At 66.8% G+C, this 14,632-nt stretch carries 8 protein-coding genes; 3 read left to right on the forward strand and 5 right to left on the reverse strand.

What is annotated here, in order from left to right; all coding sequences use genetic code 11:
- Both DYQ94_RS11000 and DYQ94_RS11005 read right to left on the reverse strand, forming a co-directional pair.
- A complete protein-coding gene (locus DYQ94_RS11000) occupies positions 1–3,201 on the reverse strand; it encodes a TonB-dependent receptor (protein ID WP_126966808.1) in 3,201 nt (1,066 codons plus the stop codon).
- Between the two features lie 245 nt (positions 3,202–3,446).
- Positions 3,447–6,227: a TonB-dependent receptor gene (locus tag DYQ94_RS11005; protein ID WP_104577467.1), complete on the reverse strand. Its 2,781-nt coding sequence runs from the start codon at positions 6,225–6,227 to the stop codon at positions 3,447–3,449.
- Between the two features lie 285 nt (positions 6,228–6,512).
- Between DYQ94_RS11005 and DYQ94_RS11010 the strand changes: the two genes are divergently transcribed.
- Positions 6,513–7,535: a sugar kinase gene (locus DYQ94_RS11010; protein WP_126966809.1), complete on the forward strand. Its 1,023-nt coding sequence runs from the start codon at positions 6,513–6,515 to the stop codon at positions 7,533–7,535.
- A 201-nt stretch (positions 7,536–7,736) separates the two neighbouring features.
- On the opposite strand, the gene DYQ94_RS11015 is transcribed toward DYQ94_RS11010, so the two are convergent.
- The gene (locus DYQ94_RS11015; protein WP_126966810.1) at positions 7,737–8,036 is read right to left on the reverse strand and encodes a hypothetical protein; all 300 of its coding nucleotides are present in this window, start codon (positions 8,034–8,036) and stop codon (positions 7,737–7,739) included.
- A gap of 219 nt (positions 8,037–8,255) precedes the next feature.
- Positions 8,256–9,464: an enoyl-ACP reductase FabV gene (gene fabV / locus DYQ94_RS11020; RefSeq protein WP_104553781.1), complete on the reverse strand. Its 1,209-nt coding sequence runs from the start codon at positions 9,462–9,464 to the stop codon at positions 8,256–8,258.
- Between the two features lie 293 nt (positions 9,465–9,757).
- Between fabV and DYQ94_RS11025 the strand changes: the two genes are divergently transcribed.
- Positions 9,758–13,108 carry an nSTAND1 domain-containing NTPase gene (locus DYQ94_RS11025; RefSeq protein ID WP_126966811.1) on the forward strand — a complete coding sequence of 1,117 codons (3,351 nt, stop codon included), beginning with the start codon at positions 9,758–9,760 and terminating at the stop codon, positions 13,106–13,108.
- Positions 13,105–13,509: a hypothetical protein gene (locus tag DYQ94_RS11030; protein ID WP_024939867.1), complete on the forward strand. Its 405-nt coding sequence runs from the start codon at positions 13,105–13,107 to the stop codon at positions 13,507–13,509. The genes DYQ94_RS11025 and DYQ94_RS11030 overlap by 4 nt, the downstream gene beginning before the upstream one ends.
- A 299-nt stretch (positions 13,510–13,808) precedes the next feature.
- Here DYQ94_RS11030 and DYQ94_RS11035 read toward each other — a convergent pair whose 3' ends face one another.
- Positions 13,809–14,267 (reverse strand): hypothetical protein, encoded by a 459-nt coding sequence (locus tag DYQ94_RS11035; RefSeq protein ID WP_237474949.1) that lies wholly within the window; start codon positions 14,265–14,267, stop codon positions 13,809–13,811.
- Positions 14,268–14,632 lie beyond the last annotated feature (365 nt).

A 14,632-nucleotide genomic window follows, 5' to 3' on the forward strand; every position in this document is an offset into this window, starting at 1 on the left:
TCAGAACTTGTAGCGCGCGCCGATGTAGTACTGGCGCCCGGTGACGGTGTACTTGTCGGGCAGTTCCAGCGTGGAATCGACGTAGCGGCGGTCGGGGGTGTCGAGCAGGTTGATGGCCTCGAAGGTCAGCGACAGCTGGTCGTTGAGCTTGTAGGACATGTTGAAATCCACGTTTTCCACGCTGTATTTGCCGGTCACGTCGGCCGTGACCAGGCGCTTGCCATCCAGGTCGTAGACGTCTTCCTGGGCGAGGATGTTGTTGATGTAGCCATCGCGGTAGCTGGTGGACACGCGCGCACTGAAGCGGCCGTCGTCGTAATAGACGGTGGCGTTGTAGGACTGCGGCGAAAGGTTGAGCAGGTCGCGCTCGGTGGCGGTGGTGGTGATGCTGGTATTGCTGCTGCCGGCGGTACTGAACAGGTAATTGATCTTGGAATCGACCTGGGTGTAGTTGAGCTGCACGCCGAAGTTGCGCCAGAAGCCGGGCAAAAAGTCGAACGCCTGCTGGTAGGTCAGCTCGAAGCCCTTGAGCGGGCCGCCGGGCGTGTTGAAGTAGCTCTGCACGTTGAAGATGGTGTCCGGCGTGAAGCCTGCGGGGAGCAGGTCCAGCGAGTAGCCCATCGCTTCCCAGGTGCTGAGCACGCGGGTGCGCTGCACGTAGCTGTCGATGTCCTTGTAGAACACCGCCGCCGACAGCAGCGAGCCTTCGCGGAAATACCACTCGGCGCTGAGGTCGTAGTTGGTGGAGCGGAACGGGTCCAGCTTGGGGTTGCCCAGGTTGATCGAGAAAAAGCGCCCGTCGTCGAAGTACTGGGTGGGCCCACCGCTGACGCTGGGCGACAGATACGCCAGCGTGGGGCGCGCCATGGTCTTGGCCGCGCCGAAGCGCAACACCACCTCGTCGCTGACATCCCAGGACAGGTTCAACGAGGGCAGGATGTCGCGGTAGTTGTGGTTGACGGTGGTGGGCACCAGCAGGCGCTCGCCGGCCGCGGCGGTGGCGCTGGCCACGCCGAAGAACGACTGGCAGTTGGGCGAAATCGCACCGGCCACGGTGGCCGTGCACGGCGCATAGCCGCTGGCGGCGATCTGCGTCTGCACATAGCGCACGCCCAGGTTGCCGCGCAGCGCGCGGCCCCACAGGTCGGTGTTGAAGTCCAGCTGCAGGTAGGTGCCCAGGCTCTTTTCGTTGACGGCGAAATTGTTGTTGGACGAGCCGAAGTGGCCGACATCGGCCAGCCGGTAGTCGCCGCCGGGCACGCCGGTGTCGCAATCGCAATTGATGTTGAGCAGGTCGGCGACTTTCTGGAAATCCGGAATCACCCAGGTGGTGGGGAAGCTGCCGTTCAAGCTGCGGCCAAAGCCGTCCAGGTTGGTGCTCAAATCGCCCACGCCCACACCGGCCGGCAGTGCCTGCGCCAGTCGCCCGTAGGAGATGTTGCGCGACTCCGACGTGTCCATGTCGTAGTTCTTGTAGGCCAGCCCGGTGCGGAAGGTGAAGGTGGGGCTGATGTTGAATTCCAGATCCACCTTGGCGGTGTCGAAGGTGTTGCCCACCGACTGCGGGTTGAGCCGCACCTCGCTGATGTTGGTGCCGCGCGCGGTGCCATTGCTGTTGACCGGCACTGCGCCATAGCCCAGCCACTGCCAGTTATTGGGGTTACCCGCGTCGAACGGGAAACTCATGCTGGGGTAATCGCCGCCGCCGCGCCGGTCCAACACAAAACCATCGAGGTTGGTGTTGTCGAAACTCACCATCGAAAACTCGGGGCGTTCGTAGTCCGAGGTCGAGTGGCCGACCAGCGCATTGACGCGCACCTGGTCGTTGAAACGGTGCTGCAGGTCCAGGCTGAACTGCTTGAACTCGGTGGATTCTTCGATGTTGCTGGATTCGGTGCGGAAGTCGACGTTGTCGAACACGCCGTAGGTGAGGCGGTTCTGGTCGTCCACCTGCGCTTCGCGCACGGCGATCTGGGTCTTGCCGCCGAAGTTGGCGGTGCGGTGCAGGTTGGCGCCGACCGAATCTTCGCGCTGGTCCTTGTCCAGCTTGGAATACAGCATGTCGACGTTCAGCAGGGTGTCGTCGCTGACCTTGAATTGCAGCGCGCCGGTGACGCCCAGGCGTTTGATTTCGTGATCGGTGCGGATGTAGCGCGGATAGCGCGGAATCCAGGCGTTGGTGGCGGTTTCGTAGGCCTGGATGTTCTCCGGCGTGTTGGCCGGGCGCGCGATGCCGGTGCCGCAGTTGGTGGCGCTGATGCCGTAGCTGCCCCAGCCGTTGTTGCGGTCCTGGTTGGCCTGCGAGCCGACCCCGGCAGGGGTTTCGTTGGCCAGCGGGTTGCGCGGGGTCTGCGGGTTGTAGCCCACCGGCGAACAGAAACCGTAGGTGCCGTTGTTGGTGGCGGTGCTCTGGTTGGAGTTGCGGTAGTTGCCGTGCTCCCAGCGCACCGGGTTGTAGCCCTCTTCGCGCAGGTGGCGCTCGCTGTAGGACACCGACATCAGCGCGCCGACGCGGCCATCGGCCCAGATGTTGCTGATCAGGCCGGAAAAGCGCGGATCCTTTTCGCGCGAGAGGTCGTTGTAGCCGTATTGCGTGGACGCGGCCGCTTCGAAGCCGTCGAAGTCGAACGGGCGCGAGCCGCGCAGATCAACCGTGGCACCCAATGAGCCTTCGTCCATCTGCGCCGACTGGGTCTTGCTGATGGTGACGCGGCTGAAGAGTTCGGAGGCAAAGGTATTGAAGTCGAAACCGCGGCTGCGGTTGACGCCATCGCTGCCGCTGCCGGCGGTGGCCAGGGCTTCCAGCCCGTTGATGCGCACGCGGGTGAAGTCCGAACCCAGGCCGCGCACGGAGATCTGCTTGCCCTCGCCGCCCTCGCGGTCGATGGAGACACCGGCGATGCGCTGCATCGATTCGGCCAGGTTCAGATCGGGAAACTTGCCGATGTCTTCCGCATAGATGGCATCCACCTGCTCCACGCTGTAGCGCTTGGCATCCAGCGATTGCTGCAGGCTTTCGCGGTAGGTGGCCTTGACCTGCACGCGGTCCAGGTCGACCGCATCGGTGGGCGTGGCCGGCGGGCCGACGGTTTGCGCGGCAGCGCTCACACCGTGCAAGGCCAGGACGATGGCCACCGACAGACGTGCGGCGGACAGGCGGACGCCTGCCTCGGCGGCGGGACGACGCAAACGGGCTTGCATGATGCACTCACTCCAATGGCACTGGCTGCAATGACGCGCTCAGCCTCCCCACGGGCCACCGGCGTCGACATGAGCGACCGACAGCACCGCTGCGCAGTCGTCAGGCGACTGTCCGCTGCGTGGTGCCTGACGCTTCCAACATCACGCCCACCGCGTTGCATGCGTGCAGCAACGGCAACGCATGCGCAGCGATCAGGCGTCGGATCGGGGCCCGCTGCGCATGTGCGCAGCGGGCAGACAGCGGGTCAGAACTTGTAGCGCAGGCCCAGCAGGTACTGGCGGCCGGTTTCGGCGTACTGCAGCGGCAGCTGGCCGGTCCGCGGCGAGGACACCCATTCGTCAGAGGCTTCGTTGGTGAGGTTGATGCCTTCCAGGCTCAGCTCCAGCTGCTTGCTGATCTTGTAGCGCAGCGAGGCATCGAGGATGGTGGTGCCGGTCATGCCGTGCACGCCGTCGACGTTGAAGCCGGTTTCCGCACCCGGTGCCTGGGTGAGGTAGTCGTCGCGGTTGGTGGCCGACACGCGCCCGGCGAAGGAGTCGCCTTCGTAGAACAGCGTGGCATTCCACGACGAGCGCGACAGCCCGAGCAGGTCGTTCTTCATCACCGGTGCGCCGCTGCTGGCCAGGTACTGGATCTGCGAATCGACCCAGGTGTAGTTGAGCTGCACGCCCAGGTTGGCCCACTTGCCCGGCAGGAAGGTGAAGGGCTGGGTGTAGTTGGCTTCCACGCCCTTCAATTCGCCGCCCGGGGTATTGAGCGGGATGCTGAAGGCGAAGTCGTCATTGACGGTGGCGCCGGTGCCCTCCAGCAACGAGGCCGGCAGGCCGCTGCTGGAGTACGGACGCACTTCGCGCGCGGTCTGGATGAAGCTCTCGATGTCCTTGTAGAACAGGCCGACACCGAGCATGGCGCCTTCGTTGAAGTACCACTCCAGGCCGAGGTCGACATTGGTGGCTTCGATCGGGTCCAGGTCCGGGTTGCCGCCGGCCACGGTGCGCGCACCACCGGCCACCGCCACGGTCACGCCGGGGGTGAGGCTGCCCAGGCCGGGGCGGCTCATGACCTTGGCCGCGCCCAGGCGCAGCAGCAGGTCCGGTGCCAGTTCGGCGACCAGGTTGAACGAGGGTAGCGTGTTGTTGTACTTGCGGCCCACGGTGGTCAGCGCCGGTGCGTTGTTGATCAGCGCATAGCCGGTGGATTCCTGCTCGGTGCGCACATAGCGCACGCCGAAGTTACCCGACAGCGGGATGGAACCCAGGTCGGTGGAGAACTCGCCCATCAACCAGACGCCGCGGTCCTTTTCCTCGACGCTGCGGCTGTTGTTGACGCGCGGCGCCACGGCGAAGGTGCCGCTGTTGCTGTAGATGCCGAACAGGTCGGCCACCGCATCCAGGTTGGGCACCACCCAGCTGGACGGGCTGCCGTTGATGCCCTTGAGTCCGGCCTGTTCGGTCAGGTCGGCCGGCACGATGGTGCTGCCGTTGGCAAAGGTGGGCACGGACAGTTCGTTGGCGCGGCGCAGCTCGACGGTGCTGAAACTGTAGTTCTTGGCCAGCACGCCGCCCTTGAGGCGGAAGCCGGGGCTGATGTTCCAGTTGAAGTCGATCTGGCCGGTGTCGAAGTCGTTGTCCACCGACTGCGGACGCAGGCGGATTTCGGCCAGTTCCCAGCCGGCGGGGTTGGTCGGGTCGATGCCGTAGTTCAGCACCGGCGCGCGGCTGTTGCCACGGTAGTCGTAGCTGTACCCGTCGACGTCGTACTTGTCCATGATGATGGTGGTCTGCACCGGGTTCTCGTGCGCAGAGCGCGAGGTGCCGACCCGGGCATTGATGCTGAAGTCGTCGTTGAAGCGATGCTCCAGGTCCAGGCTGACCTGGGTGAACTTGGTGTTCCACTCGTCGTGGCGGTTTTCCGAGCGGATATCGACATTGTCGAACTCGCCATAGACCAGCGCGTTGTTGCGAATCTCGCCGTTGCGCACGATGGTGCCCGGCTTGCCGTCGCGCTCCGGCCGGCGCGGGGTGAGCCCGTCGCGGTTGCGGCTGAAGGAGATCGCTTCGATGTAGTGCTCGTCGCGCTTGGCGTCGATCTTGGAATACAGCGCGTCCAGCGACAGCGTGGTGCGGTCGGTGGGCTTCCACTGCAGCGAGCCGGTGACGCCCAGGCGTTCCTGGTCGTGGATCTGCTGGGTGTAACGCGGGAAGCGCGGGTGGTAGACATCGGCCGAGCGCGCCGCGGCGTATGGCGAGGCGGGGCTGAAGTTGCCGTTGCTGGGGCCGTTGGCCCAGCGGCCGGTGTTGGCGCCTTCTTCCAGCACCTCGCGCTCGGTGTAGGCCACCGACAGCAGGGCGCCGAAGGTGTTGTCGGCCCAGGTGTTGGCGATCAGCGCGGCCACGCGCGGGTTGGCCTTCTCGGCCATGGCGTTGTAGGCGGCCTGGCCGCTGGCGGCGAAGGTGAAGCCGTTGTAGTCGAACGGGCGCGCGGTGCGCAGGTCGACGGTGGCGCCGAGCGAGCCTTCTTCCACATCGGCCGAGGCGGTCTTGCGCGCGATCAGCTGCGAGAACAGGTCCGAGGCGAACACGTTGAAGTCGAAGCCGCGGCCGCGGTTGGTGCCGCCGCTCTGGTCGCCGGCACCGACGGTGGTGAGCGCTTCCATGCCGTTGATGCGCACCCGGGTGAACTCCGGGCCCAGGCCACGCACCGAGATGGCGCGGCCCTCGCCGGCCTCACGGGTGATCACCACGCCGGGGATGCGCTGCAGCGACTCGGCCAGGTTGAGGTCGGGGAACTTGCCGATGTCCTCGGCGACAATCGCATCGACCACGCCGGCTTCGCCGCGCTTGATGTCCAGGGCCTTTTCCACCGAGGCGCGATAGCCGGTCACCGTGACGGTGTCCAGGTCGACGGCCGGTTCTGCGGGCGCTTGGGTGGTTTCTTGTGCTGCCAGGTGGCCGCTCAGCGCAAGGCCGATCGACAACGCCAGCAAGGTAACCGGTGTCTTCCGGCTGGTGGTCCGAAATTGCATGTCCTCCCCTCCCAAGGGTCCATGAACAACATGAAAGTCTGGTTGTGAGCGGCAATGACACCGCTGGTCAAAACGACGTTACCAGCTGAATCCTCCCGTAACATCTTGCAGCGCAGCAGAAGACGTCACCAAATTTGCCCAAAAGGGGTGCAAGCGGTCACTGCGCGTCGCATCATGGGCCTCGCCCGGCGCGTTTGGCGCCGGCTAGAATGACACCGATGGTCATCCTGACGCGCAGCGGTTCCCCCACACCGTGACGCACCACACAGCCGAGGTAATTGCCGCATGAGTCGTGCCCGTATCCTGTGCTTTGGAGAGTTGTTGCTGCGCCTGGGGGCGCCTGGTCACGAGCTGCTGCTGCAGCAACCGCGGCTGGACGTGCATTGCGGCGGGGCCGAGGCCAATGTCGGCGTGTCGCTGGCGCATTTCGGCCATAACGTGACCATGGTCAGCACGGTGGCGGACAACCCGCTGGGTGCGGCGGTGCTGGGCGAGTTGCGCCGCCACGACGTGGACACGCGGCATGTGCGGCGGGTGGACGGGCGCATGGGGCTGTACTTCCTGACCACCGGCGCGATCCACCGCCCCAGCGAAGTGGTCTACGACCGCGCCGACTCGGCGTTTGCGCTGGCCCCGGCCGACGCCTACGACTGGCCGGCCCTGGTGGACGGGGTGCAGTGGCTGCATCTGTCCGGGGTCAGCCCGGCACTGGGTGCGGACGTGGCGCAGGCCACGCTGGCGGCGGCACGCGCGGCGCGTGCGGCCGGGGTCAAGGTCTCGTTCGACGGCAATTACCGGCCCAAGCTCTGGCAACGCTGGCAGGGCGATGCGCGCGGCATCCTGCACCAGCTGTTCGCCTGCGCGGACGTGGTGTTTGCCGACTACCGCGACATCGGCGTGGTGCTGGGCGGCGAGTTCCCGCAGGAGACGCTGGAAGCGCGTGTGGAAGCGGCCGCGCAGCAGGCCTTTGCCGCATTCCCGCAGCTGCAGCTGATGGCCTGCACGCAGCGCGTGGCGCATAACGTGGATCACCACAGCCTGGGCGCACTGCTGGTGCCGCGCAGTGGCGCGGTGGCGCGCGCGCCCAGCGAGGAACTGAGCCCGATCATCGACCGCATCGGCGGCGGCGACGCGTTTGCCGCCGGCGTACTGCACGGCCTGATCGAAGGCTGGTCGCTGGACGACACGGTGCGCTTCGGCCTGGCGGCCGGCTGCCTGAAGCACTCGATTCCCGGCGATTTCAATCCGCTGTCGGTGGCCGATGTGCAGGCCTGCGTGGGGGATGCGCGGTTTGATGTGCGGCGCTGACGCGCTGGGAATCGGGAATCGGGAATCGGGAATCGGGAATCGTAAGAGCTGAAAGCGCTGGCGCTTCAGTGTTGTGGTCGCCTATCTGGTTGAAACGCTGCAGCGTCTGAAGCGCGCTGCAGCGCGACCTGACCAGAAGCGGCTAACGAAACTACTGGGCGGGCCATCAGGCCGCCCGCTGCATCTGTTCCCCACCCCACTTCAGATCGCCGCCTTACGGCTACCGCGTGCGCGGCGCTTGTTCGCGACCCATGCCATGACGGCGCTCACCAGCACAACGCACACCGAGGCGGGGATGCTGAAAAACGAGGCAATCAGCAGCGCATCCTGCCAAGGAGGTGCCGAGCCGTCCTGCATCACTGCAGCGCACACGACCGCGGTTGTGATCGCAAGATTGGCGGTGGCTTTCAGCGCAAAATGCACTCGCATAACGCGCAACAGCACGGCGCACACGGCGCTGACGAGAAATGCCAGTAAGAGATGAGCGATCAGTTTGTCCATCGGGTGCTCGTCGAAAAACCAGTCACCGGGAGCCACGACGCAACACTGCAGCAGCGCGCCGTATCAACGCGCATCCCGCCGCAGGGCCGCGCAACGCCACCACGGCCGGACCTACTTAAGACGGCCGGCATGATCTGCCGGCCATTTTCAACCTCATCGGGCTGGGAACTCCAGGCGCGGAGCAACCGCTCTTGCGATTCTCCATTCCCGATTCCCGATTCACCCCAGCTCGATGCAATCGAAGGTCACGTCCGTCTCTACATCGGCGTCGTAATCCACGTCGTCGCGCTCGAAGCCGAACAGCTTGAGGAACTCGTGCTTGTAGCCGGCGTAGTCGGTGAGCTGGAACAGGTTCTCGGTGGTGACCTGCGGCCAGAGCGCCTTGCAGGCGTCCTGCACGTCGTCGCGCAGTTCCCAGTCGTCCAGGCGCAGGCGGTTTTCGGCGTCCACCTCGGCGGGCTGGCCATCTTCGCGATACAGGCGCTCGCGGAACAGGCGGTCGAGCTGCTCGATGGTGCCTTCGTGCAGGCCCTTTTCCTTCATGATCTTGTAGACCATGGAGATGTACAGCGGCATCACCGGGATCGCCGCGCTGGCCTGGGTGACCACCGACTTGAGCACCGCCACGTTGGCGCTGCCGCCGCGCTTGGCCAGGCGCGCGTTCAACCGCTGCGCGGTGTGGTCCAGGTCGACCTTGGCCTTGCCCAACGCACCGTGCCAGTAGATCGGCCAGGTGATCTCGGTACCGATATAGCTGAAGGCCACGCTGCGCGCGCCGTCGGCGAGCACGCCGGCGCCTTCCAGCGCGTCGATCCACAGCTCCCAGTCCTGCCCGCCCATCACGGTGACGGTGTCTTCGATCTCCTGCGCGCTGGCCGGCTCGATCGAGGCCTGGATGATGGTGTCCTTGTTGGTGTCGATGGCGGTGGCGGTGTAGGTGTTGCCGATCGGCTTGAGCGCCGAGCGCTTCACTTCACCCGTGCCCGGCAGCTTGCGCACCGGCGAGGCCAGCGAATACACCACCAGGTCGACCTGGCCGCCCATCTCGGTCTTGATCAGCTCGATGACCTTCTCGCGTGCGGCATCGGAAAACGCATCGCCGTTGATCGACTTGCTGTACAGGCCCGCGGCCTTGGCGTGCTTGTCGAACGCGGCGGAGTTGTACCAGCCGGCGGTGCCGGCCTTGCTGGGGCTGCCGGGTTTTTCGAAGAACACGCCGAGCGTGTCGGCACCGAAGCCGAACGCGGCGGTGATGCGCGAGGCCAGGCCGTAGCCGCTGGATGCGCCGATCACCAGCACCTTCTTCGGGCCGTCGTTGCGGACGCCGCGCGCGCGCGTTGCCGCGATCTGCTCGAGCACATTGCGCTCGCAGCCAAGCGGATGCGTGGTGGTGCAGATGAAGCCGCGCACTTTGGGATGGATGATCAACGTGGACTCCTGGTCAGCAAGATGCTGGCGGCATCTTAATCGCTGGCCTGCTGGCGAAACAGCCTGAGGCACACCACACGCCGCTGTATGGCGCTGCGTGAAGCACGCCTGCAGCGCCTGGCATGCCGCACGACCGGGCATGCATCTTCCGCGCACGGACGCGAACGAACGGCGATCACCATCGATTTCCTGCGTCAGCGCCTGTGCTACTTTTGCGCCTGCCGTGCCGTGCCTGGCCGCGCCTGATGGCGATCGTCGAGGCTCCTCCCACCGTGCGACCGGTATCCGAGCGAATGTCTCTTCGAAGCGAGCGCGTCACGCAGCTGGGCTCCGTCCCGCGGTTTCGGCTTGGGCCCTTGCTGGTCGAGCCGGAACGGCTTGCGCTGATCGACGACGGCCAGACCATCGCGCTGGAGCCGCGCATGATGGAAGTGCTGATCGCGCTGGCCGAACGTGCCGGCGAGGTGGTCAGCGCCGAGCAGTTGCTGATCGAGGTGTGGCACGGCAGCTTCTACGGCGACAACCCGGTGCACAAGACCATCGCCCAACTGCGCCGCAAGCTGGGCGACGACAGCCGCCAACCGCGCTACATCGAAACCATCCGCAAGCGCGGGTACCGGCTGCTGCCCAAGGTGGTGTTTCCCGACGATTATCGCGGTGCGGTGATGGGCACGCAGGTGTGGGGACACGGCAGCCCGTACGTGGGGCTGCAGGCGTTCGATCCCGCTCATGCCGAGGTCTTCTTCGGCCGCAGCCATGCGATTGCGCAGGTGCTGGGCGCGATGCGCGCGCAATTGCACAGCCAGCGCGGGCTGGTACTGGTGAGCGGTGCCAGCGGCTGCGGCAAGACCTCGTTGCTGCGCGCCGGCGTGGTGCCGTTGCTGGCGCAGCCCGGCGGGCTGGATGGCCTGGAAGCCAGTGCGGTGGCGTACTGCAACCTGGCGCAATGCCGTGGCGGCGATGTGCTCGACACGCTGGCGCGCGCGCTCGGCGACTGGGCAGCGGGCGGGCGCGCGGTGTTTTCGCCGGCGCAGATGGCCGCGTTGCCCGAGTGGCTGCAGCGCCCTGCCCCGCTGCATGCGGCCATTGACGAGGCGATGCGTCAACGCCCACCAGCGCGCGACAGCGCGCAGACCCAGCGCCACCTGCTGCTGGTGATCGACCACGCAGAAGCGCTGGTGGCCACGCCCGGGATCACCGATGCCGATCGCGCCGCACTGGCCGCGGCCTTGCAGGCACTGTGCAGCAGCGCGCAGGTGGCGGTGCTGATGCTCACCCGCAGCGATTTCTACCCGCGCCTGATCGACGCCTTGCCGCAGATCGTCGAACTCAAGCGCGGCGACGGTCACGTGGATCTGCTGGCGCCGCGCGATGGCGAGATCGGCCAGATCATCCGCGTGCCGGCGGCCATGGCCGGGCTGCGCTTCGAAGAGGACCGCGACAGCGCCAGCCGGCTGGACGATGTGCTGCGCGATGCCACCGCGCGCCAGCCCGATGCGCTGCCGTTGCTGCAGCATCTGCTGCATGCCTTGCACGCGCAACGCAGCGACGACGGGCTGCTGACCTTTGCCGCCTACCGCGCATTGGGCGGGCTGGAAGGCGCATTGGCGCACCATGCCGAACACACCTTCCGTGCCCTGCCGGCTGCCGCACAGGCGGCATTGGGCCAGGTGCTGAGCTTGCTGAGCGTGATCCATCCCGACAGCGATGCGGTGACCGCGCGGCGTGCGCTGTGGTCGGCGCTGCCGGCGCATGGCGCAGCGCGCGTGCTGGTGGATGCCTTCGTGCAGGCGCGCCTGTTCGTCAGCGAGCTGGTGGCCGGCGAGCCGGGGTTTGCGGTCGCGCACGAAGCCTTGCTGCGGCAATGGCCGCGCGCGGCCGAGTGGATCCACGAAAACCGCCGTCTGCTGCAGGCACGCAAGCGGCTGCAGCTGGCCGCACAGCGCTGGGCAGCCGAAGGCCGGCGAAGCGATCACCTGCTCAACAGCGGCCGCCCGTTAAGCGAAGCGCGCGAGGCGGCGCGGCGCATGCCGCAGGATCTGGATGCGCTGGATCACGCGTTCCTGCATGCCTGCGAGCGCTCGCAACGGCGCCGCCGCGGCCTGTATGCAGCGGCGGCGACCTTGTTGGTGGTGCTGGCGAGCGCGTCGATGCTGCTGGGCTGGCAGGCGCGGCAAGCGCAGCAGGTGGCCGAACAACGGCGCGACCAGGCCCAGCAACTGGTGAGCTACATGCTCGGCGACCTGGCCGAGCAGTTGCGCACGGTGGGCAACCTCAAGCTGCTCGACAGCGTGGGCAGCCGCGCGCTGCGCTATCTGGAAGACCTGCCCAGCGCGAGCATGCAGACAGGCGATCTGATCAACCACGCCCGTGCGTTGCGCACCACCGGCGAGGTGCTGATGAACCAGGGCAAGCTGGACGAGGCGCAGGCGGCATTCACGCGTGCCGCCGCCACTGCCGCGCAGGCGCGTGCGCGTGCACCGGCGTCCCTGGAGGCGCACGCCGAAACCGGGCAGACCGCGTATTGGCTGGGCGATCTTGCCTACCGGAGCAAGCAGTTGCCCGTGGCGCAACGCTACTGGTCGCAGTACCTGGCCGCCTGCGAACACCTGGTACGCGCCGCGCCGCAGAATCCGCACTGGCAACTGGAACTGTCCTACGCCCTCAACAACCTCGGCACACTGGCCAAGGAGCAAGGCCGGACAGGTGCGGCGATCGGCTTGTTTGCACGCTCGATCGCCCTCAAGCGCCAGTTGCTGGCGCGCACACCGGACAACGCGGCGCTGCGCTACGAGCTGGTGGACAGCCTGTCCTGGCTGAGCCTGACGCAGGAAATGCAGGGCTCGCTGGCCCCCGCCGAGCAGGGCTACCGCGAGCAGATCGCCATGCTGCGTGTGCTGGTCGACCACGATCCCGACGCGCATGCCTGGCGCAGGCGTCTGGCCGGCTCACTGATCCGCGTCTCCAACCTGGCACTGGCGCGCGGCCAACTGCACCAGGCGCAGACCGATGCGCAGGACAGCCTGCGCATGCTGCAGGCGCTGGTGGCCTTGCAGCCGGACAATGTCGCCTGGCGCCGCGATCTGGCGCATGCCGACGCCCAGATCGGCTGGATGGCCGCGCTGGACGGGCAGCCCGAACTGGCGGTGCGGCACCTCGAGCGCGCCCGCCAGACCATGGCCGGGTTGCTGGCACAGGCGCAACCGCTGCCGGAGTGGCAGTGGCTGGACGCCATCATCGCGCTGCGCCTTGAGCGCGTGCAGCGCACGCGCGCGGGCAACCACGCCAATGGCCTGGCGCCGATCGTTGCGCAACTGGATGCCCTGCACCGCGCCAGGCCCGACGATCTGCTCGGCCTGGCCGCGCTGGCCCAGGCGCTGGTCTGGCAGGGCGAACAACAGGCCGCCGCCGGCGACGCGGCCGGCGCACGCGCGGCGTGGCAGCGCGCGGTGGCGGTGTTGGGCAAGGACATCGGCAACAGCCGCGACAAGAACCTGCTGGACCCCTGGATTCGCGCACAGGTGCATCTGGGCCAGCGCAGCGCCGTTACGCAACAGCTCGGATGGCTGTATCACGCGGGCTACCGCCACCCGGGATTCGTCTCCCTCTATGCCCCGCTTTTCAAGGAACAGGACAGCTCATGACGGACTTCAAGATCAAGCTCACGGTGGCGCGGGTGGGATTCGGCGGCAACACCGGTGCCGGCGAGTATTTCTACAGCTTCGCCCCGGACCTGCTGATTGTGGACAAGCACGACAAGGCATCGACGCTGCACTATTACTTCGATGAAGACGTCGTCCCCCGGCATTTCAAGATCAGGAGCCTGCTGAGTTCCGATGCCTTGAAACAGATCGGGCAACCCACGATCAGCCCCGACGGCCGCAGCGTGCAGGTCACCAATGCCAATAGCGTCCCGACCCTGATCTTCCTGACCATCATCGTCGAGGACGAAAGCCGGAAGGACAAGAAGACCTGGTTCAGCTGTGACCCCCAGGTGGGCAACGATCCGCAGATCAACCCGCAGGAAACCCCGCCCCGGCCGTAAGCCCTGCGTCGACCACCGTCTGGCGGCTCGCCGCCAGACGGTGTGTTGTTGCGGTGTGTTGCCGCGGCACAGCGTGCGCATGCGCGGGGCTTGGGCCAGCGATGGCCAGGCCACTGCCGCAGATACCTACGGTCGACCTGCGCACCGGACCAGCTGCCATCGGATGACCTTCCTGGCTGTCCCGGTGTATCTCGCTGTGACCTGGCTGGCGTGCGCATTGCCGGGCGCTCCGGCCAACCGTCGATGGCGGCAGGCAGGCCCGCCGCGGTGTCGCCCGCGTCGCCTGGCGACGTTCTTACTTATCCCACGCAGTCCCGCGCGCGCGGCTGGATGCCGGCCGGCGCGTCCGCCAGGCCGGTGGTGCAGTGCGGCGCCACCGGGTGGCGCCGGTCATCGCGCTCGGAGCCGTTGCTGAAAGCCACCTTGAACTGGCCGCGGCTAGACCACGCGCCGGGCATGCCGGCAGCGATGCTGTGGGTGCTGCCAACGCCGCGCCCTGCCCATGACCGACAGGCCGGGCCCGGGCTGCAACCGCCCTGGTCGGTGTGGACGGACAAGCTGTCGCAGGTTCGTGCCGCCGCGCCCTGCGCGGTCAGGTCGCAGGGTGCCACGCCGACACGCAGGTCGCGCTCGGTTGGCGGCTGGGTGTGCAGGGCGGCCTGGACCCAGGCGATCGGCAAGTCGGTCTGGGTGGGTGCCGCCCAGGCGCTGGTGGACAGCACCACGATCAACACGAACAGATACCGGACCAGGCGCATGACGGACTCCGCAGCGGACCGGAGCGCGGCGCGTCCCCGAGCGACCTCGGTGGCCGCCGGACGACCTTCCCGCCTGGCCGCCCAGACGACCTGACGGCAACCTTACGGTTGTTGACCAATCCTGCAGAAGGCGGCAAATTCCTTATGAAACAATGGCATGCAATCTGGCCAGATCGCGTCATGCACCATGGCGGCGATGTGTCCGAGCGTTGCGCCAATTCCCGCATGCGGCAGTGACAGCTCCGCAGAGCCCCGCCCGTCGGCTGGGAGGACTGCCCTTCGACTGAGCCGAATGGGCCAACGCCAGCACCGACAACAGCGAACCCGGCCAGCGAAGGGCAGACGCCAAGCGCTCCGAGCTGACC

Source organism: Xanthomonas sp. LMG 8993 (assembly GCF_009835065.2).
GTDB classification, from domain to species: domain Bacteria; phylum Pseudomonadota; class Gammaproteobacteria; order Xanthomonadales; family Xanthomonadaceae; genus Xanthomonas; species Xanthomonas arboricola.